Below are 15,573 nucleotides of genomic sequence, written 5' to 3' on the forward strand. Positions count from 1 at the left end.
GGTCGTGGTCAGGTCACAGAGGTGTGGCGCGACCGCCACAGTGCTTTGGAGATATCGGATTGCCGGCACCGGAGGCTGGGTCAGGCGCGCCGGAATGTGGTTAGACTGCGCGCCGAGCCCCTCGTTTGGGGGGAGCCATCTGCACCGGCGCGGTCGGTGCGTCAGTTGGACGCGAGGAATGACAATGAACTTCAAGAAGACGCTTCTTGCCGCGACGCTGCTGTCGCTGCCGATGGCAGCGACCGCGCAGGCGCAGAGCTGGGATCCGCGGGTGCAGGGCATCTACATCGGTGCCGGCGCCGGCTTCAACTACCTGCAGGGCAGCTCGGACACCGTTGCCGGCCGCAGCGTCGACATCAACTTCGAGTGGGGTTTCGCGGGCGTCCTGAGCGTCGGCTATGGCTTCGGCAACGGCCTGCGCCTCGAGCTCGAGGGCAACTACCGCCAGAACGACGTCGACAGCATCAAGGCCTCGGGCGTCGGCACGCTGCCGCGCGCCTCGGGCACCGCGTCGAGCTACGGCGTGATGTTCAACGCGCTGTATGACTTCCGCCTCGGCCCGGTGATGCCCTATGTCGGCGCCGGTATCGGCTACGTCTGGCACGACTACGACGATGTCGGCTTCAGCCAGCGCGCGGCGAACGGCTCCTCGGCCAGCCTGACCTTCGGCGGCAATGAAGGCGCCTTCGCCTACCAGGCGATCCTGGGCGTCGCGCTGCCGATCGACAGCGTGCCTGGCCTGGCGCTGACCGCCGAGTACCGCTTCATGGGCACGACCGGCCACGACATCGACGGGCGTGCGAACGGCACGGTGCAGGTGGGCAACACCCGCATCGCCGACCGCTCGGCCACCTCGCTGAACGTGGACAACTTCAACCACTCCATCATGTTCGGCGTGCGCTACAACTTCGGCCGCACGGCGGCCCCGGTGGCCCCGGCCGCCGCGGCGCCGGCGCCGGCGCGCACCTTCCTGGTGTTCTTCGACTGGAACCGCGCCGACCTGACCGCGCGCGCGCGCCAGATCATCGCGGAAGCCGCGCAGGCCCGCACGCGCCAGGCGGTGACCCGCATCGAGGTGACCGGCCACACCGACACCTCGGGCTCGGCGCAGTACAACCAGGGCCTGTCGGTCCGCCGCGCCAATGCGGTGGCCGCCGAGCTGGTCCGCCTGGGCGTGCCGCGTAACGAGATCACCGCGCGCGGCGTCGGCGAGAGCCAGCTGCTGGTGCCGACCCCGGACAACACCCGCGAGCCGCAGAACCGCCGCGTGGAGATCGTGCTCCGCTAAGCGCGGCGCACCACGCGACCACTGCACGGGAAGGGGCGCCGAAAGGCGCCCCTTTCTGCATTCAGGGCATCGGCAGCGCCGGCAGGCCGGCAACCCGCACCGCGCCGCGCAGGCGGAGTGCGGCGGCCACGATGTGTCCTGCCGCACGGAAGCTCTCCGCCCGCGCCAGCCCGGCCTCCAGCGCCGCCCTCTCCTCAGTGGCAGTCAAGGCGCCGACCGCCACCGTCACTAGCCGCGCACCCAGGTCGCTGTCGGGGTCGATGCTCTGCGCCGGCGCGCGCGTGATCGCAGGACTGTCCGCATCCACCGCATTGGCGATCAGCGTCGCCGCAGCGTCGGCCGTCGCCGCATCGCGCGCCAGCACCGTCACCGCATCGGCGATGCCGAGCGAGAAGGACCGTCCCCGCCGGCCCGAGGTCGCCACCCCACCGATCCCGCTGCCTGCCGTCACGCGCAGCGCGCCATCCAACGCGAGCCTGGCCGGGTCCGCCGCCAGGCCGATGGCGAGCGATCCGCCGTCCGCGACATGCACCGCGATGTCGCCGCCATCATTCACATAGGCGCGTGCAAGCGATGCGACGCGCAGCATCTCGGCCAACAGCGCGTCGGCGACGGCGCCGGCAACCGCCGCCATGGGCGTGATGAAGATCGGCGAGAAGGGCGCGCAGGCGGCGACCATGCGGCGCGCGACGGGATGCGTGACCTGCGGCGATTCCGCCACGGGCCGGCGCAGCAGCGGCAGCTCGGCGGCGAGCCCGGGCAGGATGCCAGGGAAGGCCGCCACTGCCGCGGCCTCGGCCGCGCGTACTGCGTCGGGATCGCCCCAGGCCCGCAGCACCACGTCGATCGGGCCGTGCGAGAGGTGCAGCCGGTCGCCGGCCAGGCGCTGGACGACCGGCGCCTCCATCGGCTCAGCGCGCGAAGGGCCAGGGATTCGCGGGGTGCCAGGTCCCGACGCGGAGGTCCTCGCCGAGGCCGCGCAGCACCGCCTCGACCGGCTGAACCTGGTCCATGTGGCCGCCCAGGCGTTCGTACAGCGCGCGCGGCAGGGTGAACTCGATGGGTGCGACGATGGCGGGCGTGGGCACATGGCCAAAGGCGCGCTTCGGCATGCGCAGCACATCGGCCATGACGGTGATGCCGCCGCCCGGCCACAGGTAGACCGGCGCGCCGCCCATGGTGACGCGCGTTTCCCCGCGCGCGACGGAGCGTGTCAGCAGCACCGGGTTCTCGGTGACGCCGGCGCGCAGCGACCCGCCCGCACCGGCCATGAACAGCACGGAACACAGCGAGGGCTCGCAATTCTCGCCGATGCGATCGACCACGGCGCGCACCGCCGCCGGCATCTCCGCCGCCACGGGGCGCAGCGCATCGTCCAGCACGCAATACAGCGCGTGGTCGCCGGTGGTGCTGGTGAACAGCAGCCGCAGGCCGGGCCAGGCGAGCTTCGGGTCGATGCGCTCGATGATCGCGAGCGGATCGGTGATGTCGGTGCCGCCCCAGCCGAGCCCCGGCTGCGCCACCTGGAAGTAGCGCCCAGGCGTGGAGCGCCGGCCGCGCACCCGTATGCCGGCGGGGCGCATGTCGAGGACCCGCCCCGCCTGGTGCTCGGTCAGCACGCCGGTGATGTGGTCGTCCACCACGATCACCTCGTCCACATGGCCCGCCCATTGCTGCGCGAAGATGCCGATGGCCGCGCTGCCGCAGCCCACGCGCATGCGCGTCTCGGGCGTGCCGTCCACGATGGGCGCCGCACCGGCCTGCACCACTACCGCGTGGCCGCCATCGATGGTGACCTCCACGGGTTCGGCGCCGCACAGCTTCAGCAGCGTGTCGCAGGTGACCACGCCTTCCTTCTTCGATCCGCCGGTGAGGTGCCGCACCCCGCCGATGGACAGCATCTGGGAGCCGTATTCGGCGGTGGTGACGTGGCCGACCTGCTCGCCATTCACGCGCACCGCCGCCGCCTCGGGGCCGAGGTGGCGATCGGTGTCGATCTTCACCTTGACGCCGCAATAGCTGAACATGCCCTCGGTCACGACGGTGACGGTGTCCACACCGTCGTGCGTGCTGCCGACGATGAAGGGCGCGGGCTTGTAGTCGGGATAGGTGGTGCCGGAGCCGACGCCCGTGAGGAAGGCGCGCGCGGGATCCAGCAGCGCGCCGTCCCACTCCTGCTGCGCGAAGGGCACCAGCGGGGCGTTGCTGTCCACCGCATGGGCGAGGGCGACCACCGGATCGGTGCGCACCAGCACGCCATCCTGGTTGGCGTAGCGCGCGCACGCACCCGCGCGGCCGGGGCGGATTCGGCACAGCACCGGGCAGGCATCGCAGCGGATGATGCCCTCGCCCTCCGTCGCGCCGAACTGCGCGCTGCGCGCGGCGCGGCTGGTCATGCGCGGTGCCCCTTCATCGCGGCGTGCAGGCGGTGCGGCAGCACGGGCACCTGCGTGATGCACACACCCGTTGCGTGGCGGATCGCCGAGAGGATGGCGGGCGCGGTCGGCACCAGCGCGGGTTCGCCCACGCCCTTGGCGCCGAAGGGCCCCTCGGGCTCGGGGTCCTCGACCAGGTGGATGCGGATGCGCGGCATGTCGCCGGCAGTCGGGATCAGGTAGTCGTGGAGGTTCTCGGTGCGGCCGGGGATGAATTCCTCCATCAGCGCCAGGCCCAGGCCCTGTGCCACGCCGCCATGGATCTGCCCCATGACGAGCAGCGGGTTCACCGCGCGGCCGACATCCTGGGCCACCACGATCTCCTCCACCTTCACCGTCGCCAGCACCGTGTCCACGCGCACGAGCGCCACCTGCGCGGCGAAGCCATAGGTCGCGTAGGGCACGCCCTGGCCATCGGCATCGAGCGGCACGGTCGGCGGATCGTAGCGTGCCTCCGCGGTGATGTCGGCCTCAAGCGCCGCGAGGTCGGTGACGCGCGTGGTGTGGGCGTCCCGTACGGTCAGCCGCGTGCCGTCCAGCGACAGCGCCGCGCCGTCGCCGGCATTGGCCAGCGCCAGCAGCCGGGCGCGCAGCGCCTTCGCGGCGTCCGCGGCCGCGCGGCCGGACACGAAGGTCTGCCGGGAGGCCGAGGTCTTGCCCGCATCCGGCGTCAGCGCCGTGTCGCCCACCACCTGTCGCAACGCCGCAAGAGGCAGGCCGAGCGCTTCGGCCGCGATCTGCCCGATGACGGTCGTGCTGCCTTGCCCGATGTCCACCGCGCCGTTGAACAGCGTGAGCGTACCGTCGCGCGCGAGCGTGATGCGCATGGTGGACGGGTTGGTCATCGCGGTATTGCCACAGCCGTACCACATGCAGGCGATGCCGGCGCCGAGCCGTTCGCGCGGCTGCGTGGCGTTGTGCGCCGCGACGCGCGCCAGCGCCGCCTCCCAGTCCGGCTTCAGCGCGTCGAGGCAGGCGGGCAGCCCGGCCGAGGCGTGCAACACCTGGCCCGATGGCGTGACGTCGCCCTTGCCGAGCGCGTTGCGGCGGCGGATCTCCCAGCGGTCGAGGCCGAGCTCCTCCGCGATGTCGTCGACCAGGCACTCCGTCGCGATCGCCGATTGCGGCACGCCGAAGCCGCGGAAGGCGCCGGCCGGCGTGTCGTTGGTGTAGAGCGCGACGGACTGGTTCGCGACATTCGGCACACGATAGGGGCCGGAGGCGTGCACCGGCACGCGGTTGGCGACCGTCGGGCCCCAGGAGGCATAGGCGCCGGTGTTGAAGATGGCGTCCATCCCGAAGCCGGTGAAGCGGCCCTCGGCGTCGGCGTTCAGGAAGGCCGTCAGACGCGCGGGGTGGCGCTTGGTCGTGCTCGCCATGCTCTCGCCGCGCGAATAGACCACCCGCACGGGGCGGTTGAGCCTGCGCGCGGCAATCGCGAGCAGAGGCTGGATGGAGACGTCGAGCTTTCCGCCGAAGCCGCCGCCACAGGCGGTGGGGATGATGCGCACCGCCGGCTCGGGCAGGCCGACGACCCGGGCGGTTTCCTCCCGGTCCATGTAGGGCGCCTGGGTGCAGGCGATGACCGTGACGCCCTCGGGGGTCGGCAGGGCGTGACCCGCCTCGGGTTCGATATAGGCGTGCTCGACGAAGGAGGTCTCGACAACGCGCAGCGCGCCGGCCGCGCCGCCGGAGCGCCTGGCGTCGCCCCGGGCGAGGCGCCCGCGCACCAGCACGTTGCGCGGCGCATGGGCGTGGAGTTGCGGCGCGTCATCGGCATCGGCCTGCCAGACGCGCGTGCCGGTGATGCCCGGCAGCGGCTCCCAGGCGATGGGCAGGTCGGCATGGCGCACCGCCTCGACCGCGGCGCGGGTGCCGACCAGCGCCAGCACCGCTTCGCCGCGGAACCGGACCTCACCCTCGGCCAGCACGGGCTGGTCCTTCAGGTTGGGCATGATGCCGAAGGCATTCACGCCCGGCACGTCCCGCGCGGAGAGGATGGCGGCGAGGCCATGTGCCGCCCGTGCCGCCTCGAGGTCCCCCAGCGTGAAGCGCGCACGGGCATGCGGCGATCGCACCACCCGCAGCCACAGCGCATCCTCAGGCGCGGTATCGGCGCCGTAGCGTTCCGTTCCGTCGACCTTTGCCGCGCCATCCAGGCGCGGGATCGCTGCGCCGACGGAAGCTCTGGCTGGAACAGGGGCGGGCGTGCCGCGCGCCGCATCCAGCACGGCCTCGATGATCTGCAGGTACCCGGTGCAGCGGCACAGCACGCCGCCCAGCGCATCCTCCACCGTGGCGCGATCCGGCGCGACGTTACGCCGCAGCAGGTCGAGCGCGGCCATCAGCATCCCCGGCGTGCAGACGCCGCACTGCGCCGCGCCGCGTGCGAGGAAGGCGGCGCGCAGCGCGTCCAGCAGCGGGTCGGCGGCCTCGATCGTGGTGATGGCCGCCCCCTCGGCCTGCGCGGTCGAGACCAGGCACGCGCAGACCTGCGCGCCATCCATCAGCACCGTACACGCGCCGCAATCCCCGGCGTTGCAGCCTTCCTTGGTGCCCGTCAGGCCGAGTCCCTCGCGCAGCGTGTCGGACAGCGGCGCGAAGGGATCGGCGGCGACCTCGTGGCGCGCGCCATTGACCAGCAGTTCGATCATGCCGCGAAGCCCGCCAGCAGATCGCGCAGCAGCGCCAGTGCCGCGTTCTGCCGGTATTCGGTTGAGGCACGTATATCGGAGATCGGCGCGAGCGTTGCGAGATGCGCGGCCCGCGGCACCGTTGCCGCCCGGGCCAGTTCCACGTCGCGCAAGGCCGCCTCCAGTTCCGGCAGGCGTTGCGCCACGGGCGAACAGGCACCGATGGCGATGCGCGCCTGCGCGATGCGGCCATCCTCGCTGCGCAGCACCGCCGCAGCCATGGCGATGGAGATGACCAGGTAACGCCGCGCGCCGAGCTTGACGAAGCGCCCCCGCGCCCCGTCGTCGCGCGGGATGTGCAGGGCGGTGACGATCTCGCCCGGCGCGAGCGCGGTGGCGCGATATCCGGTGATGAAATCCGCGACGGGCATGCGGCGCGTGCCGGTCGTGGCGGAGAGTTCGACGCTCGCGTCCAGCGCCAGGAGATTCGGGATGCCGTCGCCGGCCGGCGAGGCGGTCACAAGGTTTCCGGCGATGGTGCCGCGGTTCTGCACTTGGCGGCCGCCGACCTCCCGCGCTGCGGCGCGCAGCCCGTCAAAGAGCGGCGGCAACGAGGTCTCGGCGATCGTCGTCCAGGTGGTGCGCGCGCCGATGCGCCAGCCCTCGGCCGTCTCGGTGATGCCATCCAGTCCAGGCACGGCCGAGAGGTCGAGGATCGGCGTGCGCCAGGGCTCGCCCCAGGCGGCGCGCGCGGTGCGCAGCGGATGGATGTCAGTGCCTCCGGCCAGGGGCAGCGCGCCGGTCGCGGCGCGGAGCGCAAGCGCGTCTGCAAGGCTGCGCGGGCGGTGATACGGCATCATGCCGCGCGGCCTGCGCGCAGCGTGGCGGTCGCGGCCGCATCGACCGCTCCATTCTGGATCACGACGCCCCACAGCGCCGCCGCCTGCGTCGCGTCGTAGTAGCCGCGCCGCACGTCGCGCGCGACCAGCGCCGGATCGCGCGCGAAGGGATCGCCATAGCCGCCGCCGCCGGGCGTGCGCACCTCCACGCGGTCGCCGGGGGCCAGCGCGATGCCCTGGTCCTTCGAGAGATGCAGCGGGATCGTGGTGGTGCCGTCGCGGTGGATGCGCACCTCGTTCGGCGCGCCGTCGCCGCCGCCGAGCACACCGGGCGGGCCGAAGCGGCCATGGTCCATGACGAAGGATGCGCGCGCCTCGCCGCGCAGCAGTTCCACCTCGTAGTGCACGCCGAAGCCGCCGCGATGCAGCCCGGCGCCGCCCGAACCCTCACGCAGCGCGAAGCGCGTGAAGCGCACGGGGTAGTACTGTTCCATCACCTCGACCGGCGCGGTCTTGCTGATGCCGATGGTCGAGCAGCCGTTCGTGAGGCCGTCCTCCCGCGCATTGCCGCCATAGCCGCCACCGGTGATCTGGTACATCACGTAGCCGGCCCCGCGTGCGGGATCGGTGCCCCCCAGCGCGAAATTGCCGGAGGTCCCGGCGGGCGCGGCCGTGACCTCGTCCGGCAGGGCCTGCACCAGGCAGAGAAAGACGGCCTCGGCGATCCGCTGGCTGACTTCCGCCGCGCAGCCGCTGACCGGGCGCGGGTAGCGCGCATCGAGGAAGGTGCCCTCGGGCCTGATGATGTTCAGGGGTGCGAAGGTGCCGGCATTGATCGGCACGTCCGGGAAGATGTGCTTCACGCCGAGGCAGACGGCGGAGAAGGTGGTGGCCCAGACGGAATTCATCGGGCCTGCGCAAGGCTTCGACGATCCGGTGAAGTCGAAGGTCAGCTTGTCGCCCATGCGTGTCACGGCGAGCGCGATGCGCAGCGGTTCATCCACCACGCCATCCGAATCGACGAAGGCCTCGGCGTGCCAGGTAGCCTCGGGCATGCGACGGATCTCGGCGCGCATGCGCTCCGCGGCGCGTTCGCGGATCAGGGAGATGGCGTCGCGCAGCGTGGCGGCGCCGTAGCGCGCCACCAGTTCGTTCAGCCGCCGCTCGCCGACGAGAAGCGCGGCCGCCTGTGCCTTGATGTCGCCGATGCGCTGCTCCGCCACGCGAATGTTGGACTGGATGATGGAGAGGATCTCGCGATCCATCTCCCCGCGCTTGAACAGCTTCACAGGTGGCAGGCGAAGGCCTTCCTGCTCGACCTCGGTGGCGTGCGCGGAGAATCCACCCGGCACCATACCGCCCGTATCGGGCCAGTGGCCGGTGTTCTGCAACCAGCAGTAGACCTTCCCGTCCACGAAGAAGGGCCGTGCGAAGCGCACATCCATGAGGTGCGTGCCGCCGAGGTAGGGGTCGTTCACGATGTACACGTCGCCCGGTTCGGGCGGCGCCACCGCGCCCTCGCGGATCAGGCGAATGATGTGCCCCGCGCTGTGCTGCATGGCGCCGACGAAGACCGGCAGCCCGCCTTCGCCCTGCGCGATCAGCGCGCCATCCTCGGCCGCGTAGATGCCGTCGGAGCGGTCGTCGGCCTCGGCGATCACGGGGGAGAAGGCGGCGCGGGAGAAGGCCAGGTCCATCTCGTTGCAGACCTGCGTGAGCCCGGCCTGGATGACGGCGAGGGTGAGGGCGTCCATCACGCGCTGATCCTGAGGTTGCCCAGCGCATCGACCACCGCCGTGCTGCCGGGTTCGAGGATGATGGTGGCATCGGCCTGCTGCAGCACTGCGGGGCCTTCGATGCAGGTGCCCTCGTGCAGGCCTTCGCGCTGCCACACGGTGGCCTCGTGCCAGGCGCCGTCGGCGTAAAGACGGCGCGTGCCGAGCCGCGCCACCCCACCGCCGCCGGCGAGTGCCCGAAGGTCGAAGGCCGGGCGGCGGCCGACTGCGCAGGTGCACAGGTTCACGAGCACGGCGCGGATCTCGGGCAGGCGCAGCTGGAAGCGAGCGAAATAGGCCTCCTCGAAGGCGGCCTGGACCTCGGCGCGCGACGGCGCGGCGGAGGCGAGCGGCACGCGGATCAGGTGCGTCTGGGCCCGGAACTGCATCTCCGCCACGTGGCGGGTCTCGATGCGTTCCACCTCGGCGCCGCCGGCCTCGACTGCGGCGCGTGCGCGTTCGGATTGTGCGGCGAGCACGGCGGCGATCTCGCTCTCCGCGATGTCGTCCAGGCCGCGGTTCAGCGTGTTCACCACATCCTGCCGCAGATCGGCCACGAGGCAGCCCAGTGCGTTGGTCAGGCCAGGTCGGAAGGGGGTGAGGACCTCCGGAATGCCAATCTCGCGCGCCAGTGCGACCGCATGCAGCGGGCCGGCGCCACCGAAGGCGAACAGCGCGAAGTCGCGCGGATCATGCCCGCGCGAGAGCGAGACCATGCGGATCGCGCCCGCCATCAGGACGTTCGTCAGCCGGATCACCGCCTCGGCCGCCTGCTCCGGCGTCATGCCGAGCGGGTTGCCTATCTCGCGCGCGAAGGCCTCGCGCACCTCCTCGACGGCGACGCGCCGCCCGGTCGCCAACAGCGCATCGGGGTCGAGCCGGCCGAGCAGCAGGTTCGCATCCGTTACCGTGGGACGCGTGCCGCCCCGCCCGTAGCAGATCGGCCCCGGCGCGCTGCCGGCACTCTCCGGTCCGACGCGCAGCATGCCGCCGCGATCGATCCAGGCGATCGATCCGCCGCCGGCGCCGACCGTGCGCACATCGACCATCGGCAGGTGGATCGGCAGGCCATAGGCGATGGAGAGTTCAGCGGAGACTTCCGGCACGCCGCCCGCGATCAGCGCGACGTCGGTCGAGGTGCCCCCCATGTCGCAGGTGATGGCGTTGCGTACGCCCGATTGCGTGAGCGTCGCGGCTGCCGCCATCACGCCGGAGGCCGGGCCGGACATCACGGTCTTGGCGGCTTCCGCAGCCACGGCACGCGCCGGCACCGTGCCGCCATTGCCGTTCATCACCAGCAGGTCGCGCTGGTGCCCGGCTTCCGCCAGGCGGTCCTGCAGGTGTCGGATGTATCGGTCGAGCACCGGCTGTACCGCGGCATTCACGCTGGCCGTGGTGCCGCGTTCGTACTCGCGGAACTCCGACAGCAGCGCATGGCCGAGCGTCACGTAGCCGTTCGGCCAGAGCGCGCGCGCGATCTCGCCGGCGCGCAGCTCATGCGACGGGTTGGCGTAGGCATGCAGGAAATGGATGACCAGCGCCTCGCAGCCCTCGGCGAGCAGCGCCGCCACCACGCGCTCCACCTCGGCCTCGTCCAGCGGCGTGATCACCGCGCCGCGCGCATCCATGCGTTCCGCGACCTCGCGGCGCAGCTCGCGTGGGATCAGCGGTTCGAAGCTGCCGGTCATGCCATAGGCGCGGGGCCGTGTGCGACGGCCGAGCTCCAGCACGTCGCGGAAGCCCGCCGTGGTGATCAGCCCGACCTTCGCGAGCTTGCGCTCCAGCACCGCATTCGTCGTCGCCGTGGTGCCGTGGACGATCAGGTCAAGTGCTGCCGGCGTGGTGCCCGCGGCTGCGATCGCCGCCATCACGCCGCCCGCCTGGTTCACCGCGGTGGTGGGCACCTTGGCGATCCGGATGGAGCCATCGGCATCCTGCATCACCAGGTCGGTGAAGGTGCCGCCCACGTCGATGCCGGCGATGCGTCGGGCCATGCGTGTCACACCGTCAGCCAGGCACGGCGGACATCCTCGTCCGCCTCGAGCGTGGCGATGCTGCCTTCCCAGCGCACGCTGCCCTTCTCCAGGATCAGCGCGCGGTCGGCGACGGCGGCGGCGAAATCCAGGCTCTGCTCACTGACGAGCACGGCGATTCCCTCCGCCTTCATGCGCAGCACGGCTTCGGCCATCTGTTCCACGATCACGGGTGCGAGGCCCTCCGAGGGTTCGTCGAGCAGCACGGCTTCCGGGTTGCCCATCAGGGTGCGCGCGATGGTGAGCATCTGCTGCTCGCCGCCCGACATCGCGCTGGCGCGACGGTGACGCATCTCGGCCAGGTTGGGAAAGACCGCGAACAGGCGTTCCGGCGTCCAGGGCGCGCGTCCCGGCGGCGCGGCACGGCGGCCGACATCGAGGTTCTCCGCCACCGTCAGGTCGGTGAAGATGCGGCGGTCCTCCGGCACGTAGCCGAGGCCCAGCCGCGCGATGCGGAACGGCGCGGCGCCGGCGATCTCCTGCCCCGCGAAGCGCACCGATCCCGCGCGCGGCGGCAGCAGTCCCATGATGGCCTTCAGCGTGGTGGACTTGCCCGCGCCGTTGCGGCCCATCAGGGCCGCGACCTCGCCGCGCGCCAGGTGCAGCTCCACGCCGAACAGCACCTCGGCCGGGCCGTAGCCGGCGCGCAGTCCCGCGACTTCCAGTACCCGTTCAGACATGGGTACGTTGCGCGCGGGCGGCCGCGCGGGTGCCGGAATGGCCAAGATAGACGCGCTGCACCTCGGGGTCCGCGCGCACCTCGTCGGGCGATCCCCGCGCGATGATCTCGCCGCGCACCAGTACCAGGATGCGGTCGGCATGGGCGAAGACGGCGTCCATGTCGTGCTCGGTGAACAGCACGCCGATACGCTGTTCCCGCGCGATGCCCGCGACCAGCGCCATCAGTGCGGTGCGCTCGGCCGGCGCCATGCCGGCGGTGGGCTCGTCCATCAGCAGCAGGCGCGGCGCCGCCGCCAGCGCGATGGCGAGCTCGACACGCTTCACGTCGCCATAGGCGAGCTCGCCGATCGGGCGCTGCGCCTGTGCCGCCATGCCGACGCGATCGAGCAGCACCAGCGCATCATCGCGATGCAGCGCAGCCGCATCGACCAGCAGCCGCCGCGTCTCGCCGTGATGCGCGATCAGTGCCATCTGCACGTTGCCGAGCACGGTGAAGGACAGGAAGGTCTGCGCCACCTGGAAGGTTCGCCCCACGCCCAGCCGGCACACCGCGCGCGGCGGAATGCCGGTGATGTCCTGCCCTGCCAGCGTCACGCGCCCCGCATCGGGCTTCAACTGCCCGCCGACCATGTTGAAGGTGGTGGACTTTCCCGCGCCGTTGGGGCCGATGATGGCGAGCATCTCGCCGGCCTCGAGCGCAAACGACACATCCTTCGCGGCGAGTACGCCGCCGAAGCGTTTCACCAGGCCCTCGGCCGCCAGCAGCATCATGCCGCGCGCCTCCGCAAGCTGGACCATGCGCCAGCCAGCCCACGCGGGAAAATGAGAACCATGGCGATGATGGACAGGCCGAGGAACAGCCGCCAGTGGTCCGTCAGCGGCATGAAGAAGTCCTTCACCGCATGGAAGGCGGCCGCGCCGGCCACCGGCCCCAGCACCGACTGGATGCCGCCCAGCAGCAGCATGGACAGGAAATCCACGCTCGCGGGGATGCCGAGCAATGTTGGGTCGATCGACCCCTTCGAGAAGGCATAGAGCCCGCCTGCCAGCCCCGCCGCCGCGCCGGCCAGGATGAAGCCGAGCCAGCGATGCATGCGCACATCCACGCCGATGGCGTCCGCGCGCTGCGCCGAATCGCGCGCCGCGCGGAGCGTCGCGCCGAAGGGCGCGTGGATCACGCGGCGCAGCAGGATGATGGCGGTGATCGTCAGCGCCGCGACGATGTAGTGATACACCTCGCGCGAGGCCGCCCAGCGCGAGGGCCAGACGCCGACCAGGCCGTTGTCGCCGCCGGTCACCTCGACCCACTGGAACACGACGGCATAGGCGATCTGCGCGAAGGCGAGCGTGAGCATCGCGAGGTAGATGCCCGACAGCCGCACCACGAAGAAGCCGAACAGCGCCGCGGCCGCGCCGCCCGCGACGGGGGCTGCGACCAGCGCCGGTTCCATCGGCAGGCCGGCCTTCACCACCAGCAGCCCCGCGCCGTATGCGCCGAGCCCGAAATAGGCGGCATGGCCGAAGGAGACGATGCCGCCATTGCCCACCAGGAAGTTCAGCGAGAAGGCAGCGAGTGCGAGGATCAGCACCTCGGTCCCGACCTTCACGGCGTAGGCGTCCAGCAGCGGCAACGCCAGCACGCCTGCGATCGCGACCGCCACCAGCATGCGGCTGGCGCCATCCAGCCGCCCGGGATCGAGGATTCCCTCCGGCAGCACCGCGCGCCCCGCGGCTGCTTCCGGCCGCCCCAGTAATCCCCAAGGCTTTACGACCAGCACGGCCGCCATCAGCAGGAACACCAGCACCAGCGTGATCTTCGGGAAGACCAGCACGCCGAAGGCCTGCAGCAACCCGATCATCACGGCAGCGATGAAGGCACCAGGCACCGACCCCATGCCGCCGATGACCGTCACCACGAACGCTTCGGTGATGACCGACAGGTCCATCTGCGGGTTCGCCGAGACGCGCGGGATCTGCAGCGCGCCGCCCAGCCCCGCCAGCGCCGCGCCGAGGAACAACGTGCCGGTGAACAGCATTGCCTGGTTGACGCCGAGCGCGCCCACCATCTCGCGGTCCTGCGTGGCGGCGCGGATCAGCACGCCGAAGCGCGTCCGATGCATCAATAGCCACAGCAGCCCGAGCACCGCGGGGCCGACGAAGATCAGGAATAGCTCATAGGCCGGGAAGCGCTGGCCGAAGATGTCGACGCCATGGCGCAGGCCTGGCGCGCGCGGCCCGGGAATATCCACCGGCCCCCAGGCCAGCAGCACCAGGTCCTGCACGATCAGCACCACGCCGAACGTCGCGAGCAACTGGAACAGCTCTGGCACACGGTAGATGCGGCGCAGCAGCAGCACCTCCATCACCACGCCGAGCACGCCCACCGCCAGCGCCGAGGCCAGCACGCCGGCGAAGAACAGCCACGGCGACCGGTCGAACTCCAGCAGCCAGGGCACGATGGTGACCGCGACATAGGCGCCCAGCATGTAGAAGGACCCGTGCGCGAAATTCACGATGCGTGTCACGCCGAAGACGATCGTCAGCCCCGAGGCGATGACGAAAAGCGACGAGGCGCTGGCCAGCCCCGAGAGGGACTGGACCAGCAGGAACTCCCACTCCACGCGGGCTCAGGCCGAACGGCGCGCCGCCCGCACCTCGTCCGGCGGGAACATGAAGTCGGCGCCGTCCGCGTAGCGGCTGTTGCGCATCGCGCCTGCGCGGCCGCGCAGCGTCGTCTCGCCCACCCAGGTGCCAAGCGTGCCCTGGTGGTCGATGCCGCGCATCACCACCGGACCGACGATGCTGTCGGTGCTGAGGTCGGCCAGCGCATCGACCAGCGCCTCGTTGTCGAGCGTGCCAGCCTTGTTCAGCAGGCTCGCGATGATCTGCACCGTGACGTAGCCGAGCAGAGAGCCCTTGCGCGGCGTATCGTTGAAGCGCGCGCGGTAGCCCTCGACGAAGGCCTGGTGCGCCGGCATGCCGGTCACCTGGTCCCAGGGATAGCCGGTGACGATCCAGCCCTCCGGCGTCTCCTCGCCGAGCGGAATCAGGTATTCCGGCTCGCCGGTCAGCAGCGAGACGACGGTGCGGCGCTCGAACAGGCCGCGGGTATTGCCCTCGCGGACGAAGGCGGTGAGGTCCGGGCCGAACAGCACGTTGAAGATGCCATCGGGTCGCGCCTGGCCGAGCGCGCCGACCGTGGCACCGGCATCGACGCGGCCGAGCGCGGGGAACTGCTCCGCCACCACTTCCGCGCCGGGAATCGCGGCGGGCAGCAGGCGCTTGAAGTTCGCAGCCGCCGACTGGCCGTATTCGTAGTTGGGGGCGACGATCGCCCAGCGGCGCACGTTGCGGCCGCGGATGGCCTCCACCAGCATGCGCGTCTGCATGAAGGTGTTGGGTCGCACGCGCCAGGTGTAGCGGTTGCCCTGCGCCATGGTCAGCGCGTCGGTCAGCGGCTCGGTCGCGAGGAACAGGCGCTTGCGCTGGTTCGCGAAGTCGGCCACCGCCAGACCGACATTCGACAGGAAGGTGCCGGCGAGGAACGACACATTCTCGCGCGTCAGCAGTTCCTCCGCCACGCGCACCGCGTCGCCGGGCGTCGATCCATCGTCGCGGAAGACGAATTCGATGCGCCGCCCGCCCATCACGCCGCCGGCGGCGTTGATCGCATCCTGCGCCTGCTGCATCGCATTGCGGTAGGGCACCGCGAAGGCCGCCATGCGAGCATAGGAATTCAGCTCGCCGATGCGGATCGGCGCGGGCTGCGCGAAGGCCGGCCGTGCCAGCGGGGCCAGCGCCGTCGCCGCGAGCGGCGCCAGGGCGGCGGCGCCGAGCGCGCGGCGGGAGAGGGTGAAGCGCTGCATCCGAAGGCCTCCTGCATGCGTAG

Annotated in this window: 11 protein-coding genes; 1 reads left to right on the top strand and 10 read right to left on the bottom strand. The window is 71.5% G+C overall.

What is annotated here, in order from left to right; all coding sequences use genetic code 11:
• Nucleotides 1-184: 184 nt before the first annotated feature.
• Nucleotides 185-1,288, top strand: coding sequence for an OmpA family protein (locus HW578_RS05850; protein ID WP_198369610.1), 1,104 nt, complete (start codon nt 185-187; stop codon nt 1,286-1,288).
• Between the two features lie 61 nt (nt 1,289-1,349).
• Here the strand turns inward: HW578_RS05850 and HW578_RS05855 are convergent, their stop codons facing one another.
• The 10 genes from HW578_RS05855 to HW578_RS05900 form a co-directional block, all read right to left on the bottom strand.
• A complete protein-coding gene (locus HW578_RS05855; protein ID WP_198369611.1) occupies nt 1,350-2,195 on the bottom strand; it encodes a UPF0280 family protein in 846 nt (281 codons plus the stop codon).
• 4 nt (nt 2,196-2,199) lie between these two features.
• Nucleotides 2,200-3,684: a 6-hydroxynicotinate reductase gene (locus HW578_RS05860; protein ID WP_232478710.1), complete on the bottom strand. Its 1,485-nt coding sequence runs from the start codon at nt 3,682-3,684 to the stop codon at nt 2,200-2,202.
• A complete protein-coding gene (locus HW578_RS05865) occupies nt 3,681-6,377 on the bottom strand; it encodes a molybdopterin-dependent oxidoreductase (RefSeq protein WP_198369612.1) in 2,697 nt (898 codons plus the stop codon). The genes HW578_RS05860 and HW578_RS05865 overlap by 4 nt, the downstream gene beginning before the upstream one ends.
• On the bottom strand, nt 6,374-7,216 hold the full coding sequence (locus tag HW578_RS05870; protein WP_198369613.1) for an FAD binding domain-containing protein: 843 nt from the start codon (nt 7,214-7,216) through the stop codon (nt 6,374-6,376). Before HW578_RS05870 ends, HW578_RS05865 begins: the two co-directional genes overlap by 4 nt.
• Complete coding sequence (locus HW578_RS05875; protein WP_198369614.1) at nt 7,213-8,949, bottom strand: hydantoinase B/oxoprolinase family protein; 1,737 nt, start codon at nt 8,947-8,949, stop codon at nt 7,213-7,215. The genes HW578_RS05870 and HW578_RS05875 overlap by 4 nt, the downstream gene beginning before the upstream one ends.
• Nucleotides 8,949-10,964: a hydantoinase/oxoprolinase family protein gene (locus HW578_RS05880; protein ID WP_198369615.1), complete on the bottom strand. Its 2,016-nt coding sequence runs from the start codon at nt 10,962-10,964 to the stop codon at nt 8,949-8,951. The genes HW578_RS05875 and HW578_RS05880 overlap by 1 nt, the downstream gene beginning before the upstream one ends.
• Nucleotides 10,965-10,969: 5 nt before the next feature.
• Nucleotides 10,970-11,683, bottom strand: coding sequence for an ABC transporter ATP-binding protein (locus HW578_RS05885; protein ID WP_198369616.1), 714 nt, complete (start codon nt 11,681-11,683; stop codon nt 10,970-10,972).
• The gene (locus HW578_RS05890) at nt 11,676-12,482 is read right to left on the bottom strand and encodes an ABC transporter ATP-binding protein (RefSeq protein ID WP_232478711.1); all 807 of its coding nucleotides are present in this window, start codon (nt 12,480-12,482) and stop codon (nt 11,676-11,678) included. Before HW578_RS05890 ends, HW578_RS05885 begins: the two co-directional genes overlap by 8 nt.
• Nucleotides 12,452-14,305 (bottom strand): ABC transporter permease, encoded by a 1,854-nt coding sequence (locus HW578_RS05895; RefSeq protein WP_198369617.1) that lies wholly within the window; start codon nt 14,303-14,305, stop codon nt 12,452-12,454. Before HW578_RS05895 ends, HW578_RS05890 begins: the two co-directional genes overlap by 31 nt.
• A gap of 6 nt (nt 14,306-14,311) precedes the next feature.
• Nucleotides 14,312-15,573, bottom strand: a 1,262-nt coding sequence (locus HW578_RS05900; protein ID WP_369407830.1) for an ABC transporter substrate-binding protein, incomplete at its 5' end; no start/stop codon positions are given.

It is taken from the genome of Roseomonas rosulenta, assembly GCF_016106005.1.
In the GTDB taxonomy this organism is placed as follows: domain Bacteria; phylum Pseudomonadota; class Alphaproteobacteria; order Acetobacterales; family Acetobacteraceae; genus Neoroseomonas; species Neoroseomonas rosulenta.